This is a genomic window from Companilactobacillus huachuanensis, assembly GCF_005404815.1.
GTDB lineage: Bacteria > Bacillota > Bacilli > Lactobacillales > Lactobacillaceae > Companilactobacillus > Companilactobacillus huachuanensis.
The window spans coordinates 1-19,857 of sequence record NZ_BJDF01000025.1 but is presented as its reverse complement, the minus strand read 5'-3'; the positions used below and the strand labels follow the sequence as shown (position 1 = coordinate 19,857).

Below are 19,857 nucleotides of genomic sequence, written 5' to 3'. Positions count from 1 at the left end.
TACCTTCTATAATATATAAGTAATTTTATAAAGAATGGAAAACAAAATGAAAAAAGATTCATTATTAAAAAGTTCCCTCTGGATCTCGCTAAGTGGAATTCTTTCCCGAATCCTGTCAGTTGTCTACATCATTCCATGGAACATCTGGATTGGGCCTGTTGCTGTTGGGGCTGCGAATGCTCTCTATGGTAAAGTCTATAACATCTACAATCTCTTCTTGATCATTGCGACCGCAGGTATTCCTTCTGCCATTTCCAAAGAAGTTGCCGCCCACAATGCCTTAGGACGTTTCGATCAAAGTGAAAAGCTCTTTAAAAAATACACAATTTACATGTCGCTAGTCGGTGTTGTTTTGGCCTTTATTATGTTCTTCGGGGCAAAATATGTAGCTATCGTTCTAGCTGCCGGCGATATGCGTGTTGTAACGCCAATTAAATACTTGAGTGTGGCAATGTTGATCATCCCTGCCCTCGGTATTTTACGTGGTTACATCCAAGGTTATGCGTTTATTTCTTACTCGGCTTTCTCACAAGTTATCGAACAAATTGCTCGTGTTGCTTACATGCTTTACGCAACTTATACAATTATGATTCTTCAAAAAGGTAACTATATGACGGCTGTTAACCAATCGACTTTGGCCTCATTCATTGGTGCAACGCTCGCTTATTTATTCTTGCTATGGATTCGTGTCAAAGTTCGCCGTTCTGTTACCGTTACAGATATCAAAACAACAACTGATATACCAACGGACGAAAACATTCCTGATATTAATTTTAATTCAATGCTTCGTTCAGCGATTCCTTTCTTATTAGTTGATACCATCATGACCGTTTTGCAATTATTCGATCAAACAACTTTCACGTGGATCTACGAATTGATTTTGCACGCTAGTCAACGAACAATTGATGATCTCTATGCTATGTTTGGATTCCAAGCTAACAAATTGATCATGATTCTAGTTTCACTCGCAATTTCAGTATCAGCCTCGGTTATCCCAGCACTTTCAGCGATGATCAGTCGTAAAGTCGGACCTAAAGAAATTCAAAAGTTAATGCAAAATATCGTGCAATTCACAATGTTCATTATTTTACCCGCAACCTTTGGTATGATTGCCATCAGTCGCCAATTATGGACCGTCTTTGTTTTCTACGACCAAAGTATCCTCGGTTCTAAGGTTCTAATGGTTTCCTGTCTTGAAGCATTCTTCTACTGTGTCTTCATGATTTTGGAAAACATTTTGCAAGTTTCACACCACGTCAAAAAATCACTCATCTACCTGGCAATTGCCTACCTACTTAAGATTGTTCTACAATTGCCATTAACGTTGGCTATGGGCGTCTATGGTCCACTGGTAGCCTCAACAATTGCCTTCATGGTCATGGGACATTTTGCATTTAGATTGATCAACAAACAATTCCAAGTTGTCGATAAGGCCCTGAGTAAAAAATTACTTCGCATCCTAGTTGATGGCCTAATCATGTTAGTAGTAGTTGCTGTAGCTGACTTCTTAGTGGTCAAAGTTATCTCTGACGCAACTAAGATTGGCGCAACAATCGTTATTATCATCTGTGGATTGATTGGGGTTGCCGTTTACGGATTCCTCAGTTATAAAGATGGCTCGTTGAAGATTTTGAAAGACATTCGCGATACTAAAATTTATTAATTCGAGAGTGTGACAAAACATGGTCAACTTTCGAGCATTAAGGCAAATATGGACTGTAATCTGATTTTGGATTACAGTCCATATTTGTTTTCAGCAAAAAAAGTTATGTTTTATCAGACATTTATGCTGCAAATTTAATGATATCGATATTTTAGATATTCTTGCAATGTAGTTCTTCTATTTATTAACATTTGGTATTTACAAAAAAATTACATTAATTATATTTAAGGTTTACATTAATTTGTTACTTTGTAACTGTCACCGTTAGGTGACAAATAATGTATGGAGTAATAGAAAAATGCATAAGTTTATTCTATTAATTTCGGTATTAATTATTTGGTCACTAAAATACTCTCCCACCATCGGATATTTAAGAAAAAAATTATACAAGCAGGTAGGTAATTGGATATATTTAATTTTTTTGTGTATGGCTTCATTATTATTGATTCTTATGGAACTCTTCACTAATTTCTTTTCTATTTTTGCTTTTTCCTGCCTTATATTCATAATTACAGATTTTTCTACTAGAAAATTATTCAAATAAGGGAGTTGTAAAAAGTTCCAATAGTCCCACTCTTGAATGAATAATTTTTTAATCCACATATTTTGTCATATCCTCATAATTTATAAAAATGAATTATAATAATCATAAATTAGGGGGTGTTTATTTAATGGCATATGAAAAGAAGTTTATGGAACTGGCCGCCAATGAAGCTCAAAAAAATATTGATACCGATGTTGGTGGTCCATTTGGAACTGTAATTGTTAAAGACGGCATGGTTATTGCTCAAGGTAGAAACCATGTTTTATCCAGCGATGATCCCACAGCCCACGGTGAAATTTACACTATTCGGAAAGCCTGTCAAAAACTAGGCACACATGATCTATCTGGCTGTGAATTGTATACGAATGCTTACCCTTGTCCAATGTGTCTCGGTGCAATTATTTGGTCGAACATCAAAACTTGTTACTATGGCAACACGGCTGAAGATGCTAAAAATATTGGTTTTCGTGATGATGATATTTATAAATTCATGGAAGCTGGCTTTTCAGATAAGACTGTCCTTAATCTAGAACAGCACGACCGTGACACCACTATTAGAGCATTTAACAGTTTTCAAAAGGACTCTGAACGGACTATTTACTAAAGTTCAATTTTCGAACATTAATGTAAAGAGACACTGTAATCCGATTTTGGATTACAGTGTCTCTTTTGTTTAAGCGGAAAAATAATGTTTTAATTTTAAAGGAATTCACTTCTCCAAGGATCCATACCATCGTATAGACTGGCCTTATCAACTGAGCCGAACAAATCATTCTTATGGTGAACCACTTCTTTAGCTGCATCGATACATGATGGGAACAAGTTGTTAGGATCCCACCCATCATCTTCTGCTAAAACTTTTCTAGCTTGAACAAAGAATGCATGTTTATAATCTGAAGAAATATTAATTTTTGAAATACCAGTTTTAACTGCTTCGGCAATTTGATCATCCGGATTTGATGAACCACCATGTAATACCAACGGATTATCAACTACTGCCATAATGTCTTTCAAAATATCAATACGAATTTTTGGTGTAACATCTGATGGATAAATTCCGTGAGCTGTACCAATACCAACGGCTAGTGTATCAACACCTGTTTCCTCAACGAATTTCTTAGCATCTTCTGGTTGAGTGTAAATACCGTTTTGCAAATGTTCTTTAATATGGTTACCAGTTTGACCGATTGTTCCTAATTCACCTTCGACCGTAACGCCAACCAAGTGGCACATATCAACGGTTTTCTTAGTAATAGCAACGTTATCTTCCCAAGTAGCAAGTGAACCATCAATCATAACAGAACTGAATCCATTATGAATTGCACGAGCGACGTTATTGATCGTATCACCGTGATCCAAGTGTAGAACAAATGGTACTTTACTGTTCTTAATACGTTGCAGTACATAAGCGAAGAAATCATCTTTAGCATATGCCATTTCTGTAGGGTGAACTGCGATGATACCAGGTGCATTATCAGCTTCACATTGTTCTACAGCTGCTTTTAAAAGCTCAGAATTAGAAACATTATAGGCTCCTACTGCAAAATGATTTTCCTTGGCAACTGACAACATTTGATTCATATTTAATAACATAATTAATACTTCCTTTTTATTTTTTATTCTGCTTTGTTTACTGATCCAGATAATTCGATATAATACTTGACCATTTCTTTGGCTGGTTCGAGAGTATTTCTCATTAAATCAACATACTCAATATTTCTATCTTCTTGTTGTGATTTAAATACTGAGTCAGCCTGTGCTTTCATAACATCCGAACCAACATTCACCTTATTAATTCCACATTGAATGGCCTTTTGGATATTTTCTTTGCCACATCCAGACCCACCATGAAGAACTAAGGGTTTATGTGTGCCCGCCTTAATCTTTTTAATAATGTTGAAATCAAATACGGGTACAAAATCTTTTGGCATGATTCCGTGACTAGATCCAAACGAAATTGCTAACGCCGTTACATCTGTTCGTTGCATAAATTCAATTGCTTTTTCAGGATCAGTGTACATATCAGACTGCGTAAAGTGATCTCCAGCTACTGCCCCCATATTGCCAATTTCTGCTTCGACACTTGTTCCAAATTTCGAGGCCAACTCAACAATTTCATTAGTTATTTGAATATTCTCTTCAAAGCTATGTTCTGATGCATCCATCATTACACTTGAAAATCCATCCAAAATACTGTCTCGAACATAAGCTTCCGATTTTCCGTGATCCAAGTTTACTGCAACATCAACGCTCGCATTTTTTGCCATTTTGATAATTGGTGGTAAAACATATTCTTTAGGAACATGTTTCTGAAGATGCTCCATTAGTAAATCGATGATAATCGGCGCATGTAACTCTTCTGCTGCCGATATCGTTGCGTAAGCGCTTTCTAAATTGAAACAATTAATTGCCATTACGGCATAATTTTCACGATTAGCTTTATCTAACATTTCCGTCATTGAAACAAACATTGGTTTTACTTCACCCCCTTAAGTAATGTTGATATCGCCGATATCAATATCCTCTTCTTCAGCTTCCATATCTTTTTCTAATCCGTCATCCTCTACTGGTTCCTTCTTCCAAGCAAACAATATCAATCCAGTAATCACTGATCCTATCAACAGCGCGACTAAGAATAATAACGGTCGATTCATCGCGGGTACTATGAACAAACCGCCTGATGGAACTGGGCTCTTAATTCCCCACATCATTGATAAACCACCACCAATGGCAGCGCCAAAACTACATGAAACAACTAATCTGATCAAATCAACTGCCGCAATTGGAATAACACCTTCAGTAATCATGACAATACCCATTGGGAATGCTACTTTGATGTTATCTTCCTCTTCCTTGGAGTAAATCTTGTGATGGAATATCTTTGAAAGTACCCAAGAAATCGTTACTCCAAATGGTGGAACCATTGATGCTAAAATTTTAACTGCTTCCGGTTCTTGAACTCCTTGTAATAAAAGACCATCAGCGAATAATGAAGCAACTTTATTTACCGGACCACCGAAATCAAAGGCGGCCATACCACCCAAAATCATTCCAAAGACAAATCTTGCTGAACCTTGCATCCCATTCAAAAATGAGGTTAATCCATTTGTTAGCCAGACTATCGGTTGTCCAACAATGAAGAACATCAATATACCCATTATCAAAGATGAAAGTAACGGAATAATCATCATTGGTTTGAGACCTTCAGCCCATTTTGGAACTTTAATATATTTAACTAGTGCAAGTACTACCCAACCAGTTATAAAACCACCAAGCATTCCACCTAAGAAACCGGCTCCAATATTGTACGAAATAATACCGCTAGGTAATCCAGGAGCTATACCTGGTCTATCAGCAATTGAATAAGCAATTGCTGCTGAAATAACCGGAGCTAACAATCCCATACCCCAAACACCTAATGTAGTTAGGGCAGATGGAAGTGTATAGCCTCCCTTAAAATCTGTTATTACTTTCCCACCTGTTAGATTTCCTATCGCAATTAATAAACCAGCTGCAACAACTAAAGGTAACATGTAAGAAATTGCCGTCATCGCATGCTTTTTTAACTGTAATTTCTTTAACATAACTTCTCTCCTTGTATGTATATTAAGCACGAATCAATAACTTATCTTCAGTTCTGAATCTTCAATTATGCTGTGGCATGTAACTTTGTAACAACAGCTTCAATTAATTTGGTAGGAGCCTTAATAGCCGTATTTGTAGGTACTTCGACAACTTTTTTGCCTTTAAATCTATCCTTCCCACCAATTTTGATATCAACTACTAGTAAGACAAAATCGGCTTCCTTTATTTGTTCTGGAGTTAATTCGTTTTCGGTACCAATCGTTCCTTGTGTTTCCATATGGATCTCATAGCCTAATTTTTGTGCTGCCTTCATGACCTTTTCACGAGCAATGTACGTGTGTGCAATACCGGATGTACATGCTGCTACACCGACGATTTTCATTTTTATTCCTCCTCTGGTTTCACTTCAAATAATTTAATCAACTCTTCTTTTGTTTTAATCTTGTGTAATCTTTCAATGAATGTTTCGTCCGCTAATAAAATCGCAACTTTTTGAAGCAGTTTAATGTGTAATGTATTAGCATCAGTATCTTTTACTGCAAATAAAATAATTATATTTACGGGCTTATTGTCCAATGACTCCCAAGCAATATCATTTTTACTAATTCCAATTGCCAAAGTAGTATTCTTTACCGCCTTTGATTTACCATGTGGAATTGCGACTCCTTGACCTAATCCAGTCATTCCTTCAGTTTCTCTTAACAAAACATCATCGATAAATCCTTGCTTATCACTAACATCTCCATGTGCGACTAATAAATCGGTTAACTCTTCTATTGCACCTGTTTTACTTCTTGACTGAATATCTAATGAAACAAGATTTTTAGTAAGCACTTGGCTTATATTGAAATTATTTATATCAATTTTCACCTTTCTCCAACTCCTTTAGAATTTTCTCAACCCTTGCCTGATCATTAGGCGTAAACATCGCATTAACTAGAATCACGGGCTTTTTACCATCTTTAGTCTTATAACCAATTGTTGTTATTATTAAATCAATTACTTTATTAAATTCAATTTGATTATTTTCATATTGTCTAAGTGAAACAACATCAATAATATTTAACTGTGGAAAATACTTTTTAACTTTAACTTTTAATAATTCTGATGTTCCAATTCCACTAGCACACATTATTAGGACATTTATTTTTCTCGGATGCTGTTCTATATATTTGGCAAAGTATAATGTTAAAAAGCCAATTTCATCGTCTGAAAGTTTTTGACCATACTGTTTTTCGAAAATCCTATTGGTTGCTTCTTTTACATCTTCAAAAGTATCAGCATATTCAATTTTTATATCCTGTAATAATTTATTTCTAATATTTATCTGATTACTGACTCTATTGAGCATTGGTTTAATATGGCCCAACAGTTCACTTTCGATATCCCCTCTGGAAATGGAGATATTCATTTCTTTCCCAATTTCTTCAATCAAATTACGTGTCAAGCTTTGAACTTCTTGGGAATAAGATGCATGATCATCAGGTTCTGAAAAAAGTCTGGATGAAACTAAGTATTGAAGAACATAGTATTTTTCAATATTCGGTATATTTCGATGTAGATAAAGACTCAGGTTATTAATGACTGTCTCAGCAATCTTATAAAGTTTTACGTTAATGCTAATAAGTTTCTTTTCCGAATCAGTTAATTTTTCTGTCTCATTTTTTGAATCAATGACACCTTTGCGATAACGGTTAATTAAAATATATATGTGTGAAAAAATATTAATATTATACGGATATGGAATCGTTGAATTTAAATTCAATTCAATAACTTGTAATTGTTTAATTATGAATTCCATGTCATATGAACTTAAATCAGGAAATTCTCCTTTAAGATCTTTCAAATTAATCGCATTGGTCTTATTAATTGTTTCAATGATTGCTTGTCTAATTGAACTTTCTAATCCAGAAATTTTAACCTGGCGATTTCTTCTAACAAGCTTTAAATTGTATTTGCTGATTTTATTTTTAATGCTCAATAAATCCATGTTGCTGACAGTCTCACTAATAAAATAAGGTTCAAATAGCGAATCCGTAGAAGTAAATTTAGGTGAGTTGAATAATATTCTCAGTAATATCTCATTTCTTCGTTCAATAGGAGAATAATTGCTGACCTTGCTTGCACCTAAACCCGCCTTAAGATAATTATCATAATTTAATGTGTATCCTTTTCCCTTTTCGGATATTACTAAAGGACCAACATCACTTTCAATATTTATCTGTTTTACATATCTCGCTATGGTTCTAGTAGATACTCCAACTTTTGCGGCAATGTCCTTGGAGTTCAAATAACCCGATTCCTGGGAAAGAATTTCTAAGATGACCTTCTCTTTATCTCCAATGGACATTTGTGTCACCCTCTTTCTTGATTACAAATATATTATATAGGCTATTTATGGAAGCGCTTTACTGCATACTGTCAGGAGAAGATGACAAATTTTAGGATTTAACATTTTGTTTATTGATATAAGCGCTTACAATATGATTTATAATAAATGTATAAAACCCATATATAGGAGGAATCTATTTTGTTAGTAGGAAGTATTGAAGCTGGTGGCACAAAATTTGTCTGTGCAGTTGGTGATGAAGATTATCGCATCAAAGATAGTATCCATTTCCCCACTACTACACCCGAGGAAACATTACAAAAAGCTATCGATTATTTTAAAAAATTTGACATTGAGGCTCTGGGAATTGCATCATTTGGTCCCATTGAATTACGTAAAAATTCACCTAAATATGGCTATATCACGTCCACTCCTAAACCGGGGTGGAAGGATACTGATTTCATCGGCAGAATGAAGGAGAATTTTGATGTACCAATGTTTTGGACTACTGACGTTAACGGATCAGCTTATGGCGAGTACGTTATGTCAACGTTATCCAACGAAAAAATCGACTCACTAGTTTATTACACAATTGGTACTGGTGTCGGTGCTGGAGCCATTTCTGATGGTAAATTTGTTGGAAATATGGGACATCCTGAAATGGGCCACACATTCTTAAAACGTCACCCAGACGACCTTGATTTCAAAGGTATTTGTCCTTTCCATGGTGACTGTCTTGAGGGATTAGTTGCTGGACCAACATTCGATGCTCGTTTAGGCAAACCTGGTAAAGACGTCCCATTGACTGATCACGTTTGGGACATCATGGCCTATTACGTTGCCCAAGCTGCTATTCAAACTACTTTGATCCTTCGCCCTGACAAAATTGTCTTTGGTGGTGGAGTTGTCAGTGAACCCTTCTTAGTAAAAGTACGTGCTCAATTTAAAGAACTTCTCAACGATTATGTAGAAGTTCCCGACCTCGAAAAATATATCACGATGCCAGTGATCAAAAACAACGGCTCTGCAACATTAGGTGACTTTGCTTTAGCTGTTCGTGAATTACAAGATTAATTATTTAGCAATTCAAAAAAGCCAGTAATCCTCAAGGGTTACTGACTTTTTTTGTTTTAAAACAAATACTGAATGCTGAAAAATGAATCTAACGATTGCTGTGACAGTCCTAGAGTTAATTTATTTATATATTCAGACATCTTCATTTTATTATTTCTACCATCAAGAAATAAACTAGTTGGAAGAGCTGAGAGTATTCATTTGCAGCGAAAGTGGCGTTATTGCTTCAGCAATTACACCACCGGGCGCGTTGAAGACTCGCGGGTTTTGCGAGGCTTCAACCGAGGTCCGAGACCGTACTTTGGCTCGGGCCGTTCCGCGCAGCAATTGAATACTCTCAGCTCTGGAAACGGCATACCTAACTACGATTTTTACGTTACTTTCACAAACAATTATGCTAAGTTGAACCTATATACATTTTGGGGGACAACTAATGAAGCTTTGGCACAAGATTCTTTTCATCACATTAGGCATTTTAGGATTAATCGGACTACTATTTATCATTTGGATCAATTATCGCGCGGTTGTCACGACTTTCTTTGCCTATGCCTTCGATCGTCAAACCCTGATAGATTTATTGCGTCACCAAGAGAAGCATAACGCCGTTTTATTCATGGCTGTCATCGCTATTGGATCAGCAATTCCTGGTATGCCCATAGCGGCCGTAGCGGTGCTGAGTGGAGTCTGTTTTGGTAGCTGGTTAGGATTCGGGATCAACATTGTCGGAACATTCTTAGGAAACTTATTAGCTCTATACATATTAGGAAAGTTTCCACACAAAGTCAGAAAAAGCCGCTTCCGCCCTATAGCTGACCGTCTAAAGAATATGAATCATCCACGGATAGGGTTAAGTATCGGTTACGCAATACCAATGTTACCAACATTACTAGTCAACTATGCAGCAATCGAAATGAAAATGTCCTTACGAAATAAAGCCATTTGTATTCTTGTGGGATCACTCCCAGTCTCATTTCTGTATGCCTTCGGTGGCGACGCATTACTCTTAGGAAATACTAAAGCAGTGATAACCATAGTGATTCTGATTCTATTGTTATTTGGATTATATGAAATTATCCGCCGTGATCAACGCATCATTAAAGCTAGAAATTGAGGTGAATTACGTTGCTATTACAAGAGAAAATCGACTCTACAAATTTTTCTACAAACGAACAGATCGTCGTAGATTTTATTGAGGATAAACAAGAGGATATCAGCAAATACTCAACCACAACAATTGCCAAAGAAACTTATACGTCCCCATCAGTACTAGTTAGAATCGCTAAAAAATTAGGTTTTAATGGCTGGATCGAATTAAAAAATGCTTATGTAGAAGAATTAACCTATCTACATAAACATTTCAAAAATATTGACGCCAATATTCCTTTTTCTAGCAATGATTCTTTAATAAGTCTTTCTAATAAATTAGGCCAGTTAAAAACTGAAAGCATTTTAGATACATTATCATTGATGGATTCCAAATCCCTTTCACAAGCAGTCCAACTACTTGAACATTCAAATAATACCGGGGTATTTGGATTATCGAATATAATATTTCAGGCTGAAGAATTTGCTTATAAGATGCGCCATATTGGTTCAAAGGTGCAAACTTTTCCAATTCAAAATACGATGTTTCAAGAAGCCGCGATGATGACCTCGAATGACTGTGCAATTTTCATCTCTTACACAGGCGAATCAGATCCCTTATTTACTGTCGTCAACATATTAAAAAAGAACCACGTTCCAATAATTGCTCTTACAAGTATTGGCGAAAGTCGACTCTCTAAATTGGCCGATGTAACATTACGCATCACTACACGAGAAAGGTCTTATACAAAAATCGCCGGTTTTTCATCACTAGAATCCATTGCACTGGTATTAGATATTTTATATTCAAGCTTCTTTGTACAGCATTTTGGAGATAATTATAATTATAAAATCGGGCTATCTCAAAAAACTGAATTCAGAGATATTGATAATCACATTATTCAGGACAATTAATAATTCCTCTATCAATATAGCTTTGTACCGCCTCTTCAGCCGTTTTTAGTGGCGTATGATTTGGCGCATAACCTAGCAATTGCTTGGCATTTTCGATACTATATTGGCCACTTCTCGCAATATGATAATAAGTATGCTCAACTTCGGCATCGTTTCCAATGTACTCTGACCATTCTTTCCATGGCAAAAAGCCGATATCTGGTGTCTGATTAAAAAATTTATACATTGCTGTTGCATATCCATATAACGTCCATGAATTGTCAGCAACAGCATGGAAAGACTCACCGAGTGCTTGATTGCGATGTTGGATAGCTTTGACAAACAGCTGTGCAACATCATCGGCGTGAACGTGGTGAAGTGTTTCCATGCCAAAATTAGGCAAATAAATCTTTTCACCATTGGCAATCTTCTCAAATACCTCAGTATTGGTATTCCCTAATGGATTGATGATTGTCCAACCCGGACCAGAAATTTGTCCCGGCATAATTATTGTTGCTGGAAATCCATTCTTACGATACTCATCTTTTAGGAACAATTCACCAGCATATTTATTTTTACCATAATCATCTAACGGATGTTTAACACAATTAGGATCAGCAGGTAACGTTTCAGCGCGACCATGTGCCCAGACTGAAGAACAGAATAAGTAGTGAGTTAAGTTGGTGCCTTTTAAAGCAGCAACTATTTTTTTAGTATCTTCAATTTTAAAACTAATTAAATCAATTACAACATCAGCATTAACAGCGGCAATTTTTTGGGCAAAATCAGGGTCCTTGGCACGATCCAAGTGTAAATGTTCAACTCGTTTCCAAGCGGCATCGTTATTTGTATAAGGTTCATGGTTACCTCGACTTACAGCAATAACCTCATGACCCAATTTAACCAATTTAGGAACCAAATATGAACCAATATGTCCACATCCACCTAACACAATAATTTTCATAAATGAAATCCTCCTTGAACTTGAAGTCATTCTAACATCACAAATAAGCTAAAAATCATCCTTTAAGCAGGTTAGAAAGGCTTTTACAAAAATCATTCCATTATCGTCATTAATTGTAAAAAAATGGAAATAATCACTGCAAAAAAATTCTCTACAAATTGTGGTTCTTTCTTAAGTTTGGCTAAAAGTTAGCCGTCTCCAGGGCTGAGAATATTCACCTGCTATGCGGAACGATCCGAGCCTGAAAAGCGGTCTCGAATCTCGGTTTGAAGACTTTCCATAAACCGGAAAGTCTCCAAACTCGCCCGGTGGTGTAAGAACGGCAAAATCAGCCGTCCTAACGCCACACCCACAGCAGGTAAATATTCTCAGCCCTTCCGACTAAATTTGTCTGTTTTATTAGATGGAATAATTTCTGATGGATTCAGATTCTTAATCATAGCAAATTAGCAAAAAGAGTTGTATCACACTTAAAGAATCAAATAATTAGGTGTAATACAACTCTTTTTTTCTGATTTTAATATTTAATGATTGACACAAAAGATTTAAAAATAATTATTGAAATACCTCTATGACAAATTTAAGAAAGAATCCAAATTGTTAATTAAAGGATTTTTTACTAGTTTAGGAGGATTGAAAGATGAAAAATTGATATAACAATCGTCGTTACAGAGTTAGAGCTAATTTATTTAAAAAAAATTTCATTTTATTATTTGCGATTTTATTATTTCTACCATCAAGAAATAAACTAGTTGGAAGAGCTGAGAGTATTCATTTGCAGCGAAAGTGGCGTTAGAGCTTCAGCTCTTACACCACCGGGCGTGTTGAAGACTTACCGGTTTTTGGTAAGGCTTCAACCGAGGTCCGAGACCGTACTTTGGCTCGGACCGTTCCGCGCAGCAGATGAATACTCTCAGCTCTGGAAACGGCATAATTAATTAATCTCTTTTTCTAAAAATAATAAATTTACTAAAGACATAATTAAGCAAAACAACCACAACATTGGCAACCAACTTAACGATAAAACCATTACCATGCAATAAAATCATTCCGATAAACATCGTACCTTGGTCAATAATCCAAGAACCACCTCTAAATAAGAAGAACGAACCCATTTCTTGGAAAAAGGCTTTCCAAGTAGTTGTATGAGAGTCGAATACCCATAACTTATTAGTAATGTAGGCAAAAATCACCGAAATTAAGTATGCAATGGCGTTAGCAATTTGAGAATTCATACCCATCATGCGCCACAATAAGGCAAAAGCTGCGTAATTTACTACTGTTGTTAAAACTCCGAAAAACAAATAAGGAATCGCATCCTTATATTTATTCCATAATTCTTTCATAATTTATTATTATCCTTATTTATTGGCCGTCTACAGGGATAAGAATATTAACCTGCTATGCGGACCGGCCCGAGCCAAAGTACGGTCTCGAACCTCGGTTTGAAGCCTCGCAAGGTTCGCAAGTCTCCAAACACGCCCGGTGGTGTAATGGCTGAAGCCATAACGCCACACCCACAGCGGGTAAATATTCTTATCCCTTCCGACTAATTGATTTTATATATATGATTTAATACTAACTAATATAATTAACGTTCTAAATTGATTTAATATAAATAACTAAATAAATAGCAAACCAACGATTATAAAACTGTAAAAAATACATTAGTTGTCTCCATAACTCGCGGCTTCCGGCGGCTCTCAGCTTAATGATTAAGTTTCCAGTTTTTATAACTCAAGCCCAAGAAATAAGCAATAACCTCGAAACTTGAAATAAAGAATGTCACTGGCCAATTAGTTATGAATGCCAAATACAATCCTAACCAAACTCCAGCTAGTGATAGACCAACTGAAACCATGATCAGTTTTGGAACCGTATGAACCACGTATTTAGCCGTCGCACCTGGTAATGTCAAAAGCACGAAAACTAATAATGACCCTACGATTTGAGCCCCGATACTGACGCTTAGAGCCAATGTTACTAAGAAAGCAATCGATAGTAATCTGGTCTTTAAACCGGCTGCACGGGCTCCTATATGGTCAAATGAATCAAACGACAGTGGTTTATAGAAAATAATAAAGACAAAAATGACGAATAATGCCAAAATCATCAATTGATTAACTTCTTTAGAACTGATTCCGACGATACTTCCGAATAAAATATTTGTCGCATAGCTACTAGATTCAGAAGATAACGACAAAAATAGGATCCCTAAACCGATAAATAGCGAGGAGATAGCACTGATTGAAGCTTCCCGACGTGACGATTCCGAGCTCAAACTACCGACAGCAACCGAACTGACTAATGTAAATAGAATCATTCCAGCTAACGGTGAAATGCCAACTAAAATACCAAATGCAGCACCCGCAAATCCAATTTCTGACAAGGTATGAGACAGAAATGACATGTTTCTAGAAACGACGAATACTCCGACTAATCCAGCTGTTATTGCAATAAAGGTACTGGCAATAAAGGCTTCTCGCATAAATTCATACTCAAACATAGTTTAACCTCCCATATCAAACATATCTTCAGAAACATCGGACACATTTACTTCTTCCATCGTTTTGTGCTTGAAGAATAGTGCTCGACTTGTGTATTTTTTCGTTAACTCATAATCATGAGTAATGAAGATAACGGTTAAATTATATTTGTGATTCAATTCTTCTACGAGATCCATCAGTTGCATCTTAACTTCAACATCCAAACTTGCTGTCGATTCATCCAAAATTAAAATCTTCGGGTCATTCAACAACGCTTGAGCCAAATAGGCCTTTTGTTTCTCACCACCGGACGCTAATCCTAAAGGACGATTTTTCAATTCCGTCAATTTAGTTTTTTCCAAAATTTCTTCAATAATGGCATTATCATGACGGCGCTTAGTTGGACTCAAAGTAAATTTCAAATTCAGACGGACAAATTGTTCAATATCCAAAGGATAATCAATATCAATATTGCGAAATTGGGGCACATAACCAATTGTCTGCTTGTCGATCTTTAACTCGCCACTAGTTTTCTTTTCCAACCCCATCATAATTTTGACCAAAGTCGTTTTCCCGGAACCGTTAGGACCAATCAAACTAATAAAGTCACCTGCATGAATCTTAAAATTCAAATCTTTAAAGATGAGTTGTTTTCCAAAGCTTTTGCTTAAATTTTTTGCCTCAATCACAGCTATTTCTTCACTATCCTTTCAATCTGAGTAATGTTCCCATCCATCCAGTCGTAATATCCTAAATTACTTGGCAATGTTTCTGTAAAGTAAACGATTGGCACATGGTATTTCTTAGCCAAACTGGTCATCTTAGTAATAATACCGCTGGTGACTTGTTTATTAACAACTAAAAAACTGACCTGATGATTCTTCAAACCATTTTCCATATCTTTAACATCCTCAATTGAAGGGTCAGTATCATCCTCAATAGATTTAGCAAAGTGTGGATTGGCAATCGTTACACCGAGATCTTTTAGTAGATAGTAAGGTAAAGGTTCTGTGACATAAGCTTTTTTCCCATTAGTATATTGTTTCAAAGCTTTTTCCCTTTGGATTAAACTATCTAATTTTAAATCATATTTCTTAAAGTTAGCTTGATAATAAGTTTTATTTTTCGGATCAATTTTACTCATGCGTTGATAAATCGATTGGCTTAACTTTTGAACATTCTGAACTCCAAACCAAACGTGTTCATTAGCGCCATCTTTTTTATCAAGAACATCCCCGGCAAAATTAATTAAATTGTTATTCTGACTATTTGCGGTAACAATTTTGTTGACCCAATCGTCATAACCCAAGCCACTCGCCACGATCAATCGCGAATCAGCAATCAATTTGGCATCATTACTTGATGGTGAAAAACTATGCGGATCCACATTGACCGACTTGATGATCGATTCCACTTTATATTTGTCGCCCACAACACTCTTAATTGGTTCGATATACGTATTGACCGTTGTTGTGATTACCTTTTGAGACGTCGGCCGTTGACTGCATCCACCAATCAGTATTAGTAGCGAAAATAAAACCAGTAATAATCCTTTTCTCTTCCGCATTTATTATCCTCTATATTTAATATATTTCTTCTCTGCCGCCTCCGGGCCGGTCCCCATAGTGGACTGAATTACTGACGGTCGGAGGTGGCATATTTCAATATCTCGAATAAAACCAAAATAGAGGTCAGAACAAAACATTACTGTTTTGTACCGACCTCCTAAAAATATAACTAATTATTATTGTAAAGGCAAGTTACTCGCTATTACCAAATTTGGAAATACTGCCCATTTTCTGGAACTAAATAGCTTCCTACCGGTGAATCAGAATTTTTGCTATAGATATTTATTTGATATCCAGTAACGTTATCCCATGTAGCTTTTCCGTTGGCAACATATTGTGTTGTAGTTTTGTCATATGTTGAACCTAATTGGGTTGCTAAATACTGAACAGCTTGGTCTGCGGTTGTCAAACTAACCTGTGACTGTTGCTGTGATTGATTTTGTGATGTTTGATCGTTATTCGTTGTATTCGAATTGTTTGTATCGTTACTATTAGTATCGCTATTCGTTTGGTTATTATTTGATGAATTTTGGCTATTTGTTGTCTTCGATTCATCCGAACTTGAATTTGTATCTGAAGCACTCTTAGTGTCTGTTGGAGCTGACTTGGTCGTCTTGGCAGGAGCCTTCTTAGTACTACTACTCTTAGTAGTTGTATCCGAACTTTTTGCGGATTGAGTACTTGCCGATTGTTGGGCACAGCCCGTTAATAGAACCCCTGAGAAGATAACTGCGAAGATAGATAATCTCTTAAACATGTGAAAAATACCTCCTTATACACCCAACATTATATCGGATGCCGGTTTATTTTCGCAATGTTTCTCATGAAACATTAATAAATCTTAGTAAAATCGATTTTTTCGCCACGACGAATTTTCTCACTAAATTCAATGGACTTGTCAACGATGATACCTTGACCGTCAATCACATTATATGGATGATCACCAGCTTTTTCCTGTGCCAGTGATAGTTCTGTACAACCTAAAACAATTACGTCACAGTTAAATTTATCGTGCATTGTCTGTAAGATATGGTGATACTTTTCGGCGTCGACTTTACCTTTGATCTTAATGTCATCATAAATCAAACTTTCAACTTGATCTTGGACTTCTTGGTTACCCAAACTATATTCAAATCCCGCATCTTTAATCTCATTTTCGTAGATATGGTCAGCAATCGTTCCCTTAGTAGCAATCAAACCAATTCGTTTAGCAGTCGGATACTTCTTTTTCATCACGCTAATTGCCATGTGGGGCATGTGAATCAGTGGTATATCAGTGGCTGCTTGCATCTCTTTATAGTAATAATGTGCTGTATTACATATTAAAACCATGAATTCTGGATGTAATGTACTTTGTTGCTTAATATCCTCAATCAATGGTGGTAAAAAGCTAGGTTTACTGTTGTCCAAGATATGCGCTGTTCGATCAGGAACGGTTGAATGATTAACCAAAATATAATCCAAATAATCTTGGTCCTTTTCAGTTGGTGTGCGTTCGTTCAAAAGATGTACATAACTTTCAGTAGCTAAACTTCCCATACCACCTAATACAGTAAAGAATTTTTTCATAATTCTAACCCTCAATATCCTTTAAAATTTTCTTAGCGACTACGGGGTCACTTGGATATGGTACATCCTTGCCTTTCGTCTTCTGATAGGCATCGTTTCCTTTAGCAGCAAGAACAACAATGTCATCACCGCGACTAGATTCAATCATCTCACGAATAGCTGTTGGACGATCAAGAACGGTCTTGACCTCAACTTTGGTATGATCGATTCCAGAATCAATTTGACGACAAATATCGGCTGGATCCTCAAATCCGGGGTCATCTGTGGTCAAAATAGCTGAGTCTGCTAATTCAGTTAAAACTTTAGCAAAGCCGGCACGTCTGGAAACACCTTTGTCACCCGGGCTACCAACAACAACTTTGATTTTTGAATTCGGATATTCACGTCTGAGAAAACTCAATAAAGCATTCATACTTGCATAATTATGAGCATAATCAACAAAAATAGTTCCATGAGACTTGGTATTAATGTGTTCCATTCTTCCGGGAACAAAAGCTGACTTCAAACTTTCAGCAATGATTTCATTTTTAACGCCAATTTTCTTAGCCGCAACAATAGCTGCTGCCGCATTCAATTCGTTAAAATCACCGACAAGACCTAGTTGATAAGTGTATTCACTTTGTTCCTGTAAATCTTCCGCCTTATCACTTACAGCAGTGAACGTGAAGACCGAATCATTCAAGGTCGACTCTTTACTACGAATACTAAAGTCCGTGTCGCTCACTTCATTTTTAGCAAAACGATAAATATCTTTATCATCGCTAGTTTGTTTGGCTGCCGCATAAACCGTGTCATAATCATTTGTTTGACGATTAATAATATTAACTTTTGAATTGATCATCAATTGCTTCTTGCAGTTTAAATAATCAGCGTAAGTTGGATGTTCATTAGGTCCGATGTGATCTGGGGTAATGTTCAAGAAACCACCAATATCAAACTTCAAGCCGTAAACTCGATTCTTCTTATAAGCTTGTGAAGAAACTTCCATGACCAAATATTTGATACCATTATCGACACAAGTTCGCATGTCATGGAACAATTCCATTGATTCAGGAGTAGTTAAATCTGACTTAAATTCATCCTCAGGTTTTGGTCCCACAATTCGATCAACCGTTGAAAAGAGACCGACTTGTTTTGGATAAGCTCGTTTCAAAATATCGTAGAGAAAATATGAAGTGGTTGTCTTACCTTTAGTTCCAGTGAAGGCAACAATAAATAAATCATTTTGCGGATTGCCATAAAACTCAGCACTCAAGAGTGACAAAGCTTTAGAAGCATCTTTAACAATTAACCGATCAATATCCGTGCTATATTCTTGTTCAGAAACATAAATTGCCGCACCATTTTTAATTGCCTGATCAAGGTATTCACCCTTGAATCCGTTCCCTTTACAAAAGAAGATGCCATTGGTTTGATCGTCTTTAGAATTGTAGCTTATCTTAGTTACTTCAAGGTTTTCATTAGTTACTGAACTAGAAACCAGTAAATCGTGTTCCTTTAAAATCTCTAAAGCATTCTTAATTTTTAAACTCATTTTCTCACGCTCCTACCTACATATTCAAATGTTCCCATCTCCAGAACAGAGAGTATTCACCTGCTATGCGGACCGGTCCGAGCCAAAATACGGTCTCGAACCTCGATTTGAAGCCTTGCAAAAATCGCAAGTCTCCAAACTCGCCCGGTGGTGTAATGGCTAAAGCCATAACGCCACACCCACAGCCGGTGAATACTCTCTGTTCTTCCGACTAATTTAATTTTATATATATAACTTGATAAAATTTCTGAATCATTTTAATTCTATATGCTTAATCCTTTCGAACTTCAATGAATTTAAACAGTGGATTCGAAAATATGAATTTTATAATTAAATGATTTGTAGTAAATATGAATATATTTAAACCTTAATTGATATAGAAAATACTCTAGCTGAAGATTTGGAGGGATAAAGCCCGCAGTGCAGGTGGAGTTAGGACTTTAGTCCTTACTCCACGGGGCGACTTGGAGTGAACCCATGAGGTTGGACACATGATCCAAACCTGGAGGGGTTCACTATGATTAAGTACAATCTGGATTTCAAAGTCAAAATAGTAAATGAGTT

General features: G+C 36.2%; 19 protein-coding genes. 5 read left to right on the top strand and 14 right to left on the bottom strand.

The genetic code is table 11. From position 1 onward, the window contains the following. Window positions 1–46: 46 nt before the first annotated feature. Window positions 47–1,663, top strand: coding sequence for a putative polysaccharide biosynthesis protein (locus FFM71_RS11775; protein WP_137612350.1), 1,617 nt, complete (start codon window positions 47–49; stop codon window positions 1,661–1,663). Window positions 1,664–2,334: 671 nt separating this feature from the next. Then, window positions 2,335–2,811, top strand: a complete 477-nt coding sequence (locus FFM71_RS11770; protein WP_137612349.1) for a nucleoside deaminase — start codon at window positions 2,335–2,337, stop codon at window positions 2,809–2,811. Between the two features lie 95 nt (window positions 2,812–2,906). Here the strand turns inward: FFM71_RS11770 and FFM71_RS11765 are convergent, their stop codons facing one another. The 6 genes from FFM71_RS11765 to FFM71_RS11740 form a co-directional block, all read right to left on the bottom strand. Beyond that, window positions 2,907–3,800: a ketose-bisphosphate aldolase gene (locus FFM71_RS11765; protein WP_137612348.1), complete on the bottom strand. Its 894-nt coding sequence runs from the start codon at window positions 3,798–3,800 to the stop codon at window positions 2,907–2,909. Window positions 3,801–3,823: 23 nt separating this feature from the next. Beyond that, a complete protein-coding gene (locus FFM71_RS11760; RefSeq protein WP_137612347.1) occupies window positions 3,824–4,678 on the bottom strand; it encodes a class II fructose-bisphosphate aldolase in 855 nt (284 codons plus the stop codon). 18 nt (window positions 4,679–4,696) lie between these two features. Beyond that, window positions 4,697–5,791 carry a PTS fructose transporter subunit IIC gene (locus FFM71_RS11755; protein WP_137612346.1) on the bottom strand — a complete coding sequence of 365 codons (1,095 nt, stop codon included), beginning with the start codon at window positions 5,789–5,791 and terminating at the stop codon, window positions 4,697–4,699. Window positions 5,792–5,856: 65 nt separating this feature from the next. Then, a complete protein-coding gene (locus FFM71_RS11750) occupies window positions 5,857–6,174 on the bottom strand; it encodes a PTS fructose transporter subunit IIB (protein WP_137612345.1) in 318 nt (105 codons plus the stop codon). A gap of 2 nt (window positions 6,175–6,176) precedes the next feature. Continuing rightward, the gene (locus FFM71_RS11745; protein ID WP_137612356.1) at window positions 6,177–6,656 is read right to left on the bottom strand and encodes a PTS sugar transporter subunit IIA; all 480 of its coding nucleotides are present in this window, start codon (window positions 6,654–6,656) and stop codon (window positions 6,177–6,179) included. After that, complete coding sequence (locus FFM71_RS11740; RefSeq protein WP_137612344.1) at window positions 6,652–8,142, bottom strand: BglG family transcription antiterminator; 1,491 nt, start codon at window positions 8,140–8,142, stop codon at window positions 6,652–6,654. Before FFM71_RS11740 ends, FFM71_RS11745 begins: the two co-directional genes overlap by 5 nt. A 180-nt stretch (window positions 8,143–8,322) precedes the next feature. On the opposite strand from FFM71_RS11740, the gene scrK reads away from it, so the two are divergent. The 3 genes from scrK to FFM71_RS11725 all read left to right on the top strand — a co-directional run bounded on the left by scrK (window position 8,323) and on the right by FFM71_RS11725 (window position 11,193). Then, entirely contained in the window at window positions 8,323–9,195 is an 873-nt protein-coding gene (gene scrK / locus FFM71_RS11735; protein WP_137612343.1) for a fructokinase ScrK, read from the top strand. A gap of 433 nt (window positions 9,196–9,628) precedes the next feature. After that, window positions 9,629–10,306, top strand: a complete 678-nt coding sequence (locus FFM71_RS11730; RefSeq protein WP_137612342.1) for a TVP38/TMEM64 family protein — start codon at window positions 9,629–9,631, stop codon at window positions 10,304–10,306. An 11-nt stretch (window positions 10,307–10,317) separates the two neighbouring features. After that, window positions 10,318–11,193 (top strand): MurR/RpiR family transcriptional regulator, encoded by an 876-nt coding sequence (locus tag FFM71_RS11725; protein WP_137612341.1) that lies wholly within the window; start codon window positions 10,318–10,320, stop codon window positions 11,191–11,193. Here the strand turns inward: FFM71_RS11725 and FFM71_RS11720 are convergent. The 8 genes from FFM71_RS11720 to FFM71_RS11685 all read right to left on the bottom strand — a co-directional run bounded on the left by FFM71_RS11720 (window position 11,177) and on the right by FFM71_RS11685 (window position 19,293). Continuing rightward, window positions 11,177–12,136, bottom strand: coding sequence for an NAD-dependent epimerase/dehydratase family protein (locus tag FFM71_RS11720; RefSeq protein ID WP_137612340.1), 960 nt, complete (start codon window positions 12,134–12,136; stop codon window positions 11,177–11,179). The two genes, FFM71_RS11725 and FFM71_RS11720, sit on opposite strands and share 17 nt — an antisense overlap. Window positions 12,137–13,074: 938 nt before the next feature. Then, window positions 13,075–13,482 (bottom strand): GtrA family protein, encoded by a 408-nt coding sequence (locus FFM71_RS11715; protein WP_137612339.1) that lies wholly within the window; start codon window positions 13,480–13,482, stop codon window positions 13,075–13,077. A gap of 362 nt (window positions 13,483–13,844) precedes the next feature. After that, window positions 13,845–14,642, bottom strand: coding sequence for a metal ABC transporter permease (locus FFM71_RS11710; RefSeq protein WP_137612338.1), 798 nt, complete (start codon window positions 14,640–14,642; stop codon window positions 13,845–13,847). A gap of 3 nt (window positions 14,643–14,645) precedes the next feature. Next, window positions 14,646–15,311: a metal ABC transporter ATP-binding protein gene (locus FFM71_RS11705; protein WP_137612337.1), complete on the bottom strand. Its 666-nt coding sequence runs from the start codon at window positions 15,309–15,311 to the stop codon at window positions 14,646–14,648. A gap of 2 nt (window positions 15,312–15,313) precedes the next feature. Next, window positions 15,314–16,189 (bottom strand): metal ABC transporter solute-binding protein, Zn/Mn family, encoded by an 876-nt coding sequence (locus FFM71_RS11700; RefSeq protein WP_137612336.1) that lies wholly within the window; start codon window positions 16,187–16,189, stop codon window positions 15,314–15,316. A gap of 203 nt (window positions 16,190–16,392) precedes the next feature. Further along, window positions 16,393–16,947 carry a hypothetical protein gene (locus FFM71_RS11695; protein WP_137612335.1) on the bottom strand — a complete coding sequence of 185 codons (555 nt, stop codon included), beginning with the start codon at window positions 16,945–16,947 and terminating at the stop codon, window positions 16,393–16,395. Between the two features lie 74 nt (window positions 16,948–17,021). After that, window positions 17,022–17,759 carry an aspartate/glutamate racemase family protein gene (locus FFM71_RS11690; protein ID WP_137612334.1) on the bottom strand — a complete coding sequence of 246 codons (738 nt, stop codon included), beginning with the start codon at window positions 17,757–17,759 and terminating at the stop codon, window positions 17,022–17,024. A 4-nt stretch (window positions 17,760–17,763) separates the two neighbouring features. Continuing rightward, complete coding sequence (locus tag FFM71_RS11685) at window positions 17,764–19,293, bottom strand: UDP-N-acetylmuramoyl-L-alanyl-D-glutamate--2,6-diaminopimelate ligase (protein WP_137612333.1); 1,530 nt, start codon at window positions 19,291–19,293, stop codon at window positions 17,764–17,766. Window positions 19,294–19,857: the final 564 nt, after the last annotated feature.

Coding starts and splice junctions, on each gene's coding strand:
- FFM71_RS11775 (WP_137612350.1), top strand. CDS start 47: ATGAAAAAAGATTCATTATTAAAAAGTTCCCTCTGGATCTCGCTAAGT.
- FFM71_RS11770 (WP_137612349.1), top strand. CDS start 2,335: ATGGCATATGAAAAGAAGTTTATGGAACTGGCCGCCAATGAAGCTCAA.
- FFM71_RS11765 (WP_137612348.1), bottom strand. CDS start 3,800: ATGTTATTAAATATGAATCAAATGTTGTCAGTTGCCAAGGAAAATCAT.
- FFM71_RS11760 (WP_137612347.1), bottom strand. CDS start 4,678: ATGTTTGTTTCAATGACGGAAATGTTAGATAAAGCTAATCGTGAAAAT.
- FFM71_RS11755 (WP_137612346.1), bottom strand. CDS start 5,791: ATGTTAAAGAAATTACAGTTAAAAAAGCATGCGATGACGGCAATTTCT.
- FFM71_RS11750 (WP_137612345.1), bottom strand. CDS start 6,174: ATGAAAATCGTCGGTGTAGCAGCATGTACATCCGGTATTGCACACACG.
- FFM71_RS11740 (WP_137612344.1), bottom strand. CDS start 8,142: ATGTCCATTGGAGATAAAGAGAAGGTCATCTTAGAAATTCTTTCCCAG.
- FFM71_RS11730 (WP_137612342.1), top strand. CDS start 9,629: ATGAAGCTTTGGCACAAGATTCTTTTCATCACATTAGGCATTTTAGGA.
- FFM71_RS11720 (WP_137612340.1), bottom strand. CDS start 12,136: ATGAAAATTATTGTGTTAGGTGGATGTGGACATATTGGTTCATATTTG.
- FFM71_RS11715 (WP_137612339.1), bottom strand. CDS start 13,482: ATGAAAGAATTATGGAATAAATATAAGGATGCGATTCCTTATTTGTTT.
- FFM71_RS11710 (WP_137612338.1), bottom strand. CDS start 14,642: ATGTTTGAGTATGAATTTATGCGAGAAGCCTTTATTGCCAGTACCTTT.
- FFM71_RS11700 (WP_137612336.1), bottom strand. CDS start 16,189: ATGCGGAAGAGAAAAGGATTATTACTGGTTTTATTTTCGCTACTAATA.
- FFM71_RS11695 (WP_137612335.1), bottom strand. CDS start 16,947: ATGTTTAAGAGATTATCTATCTTCGCAGTTATCTTCTCAGGGGTTCTA.
- FFM71_RS11690 (WP_137612334.1), bottom strand. CDS start 17,759: ATGAAAAAATTCTTTACTGTATTAGGTGGTATGGGAAGTTTAGCTACT.
- FFM71_RS11685 (WP_137612333.1), bottom strand. CDS start 19,293: ATGAGTTTAAAAATTAAGAATGCTTTAGAGATTTTAAAGGAACACGAT.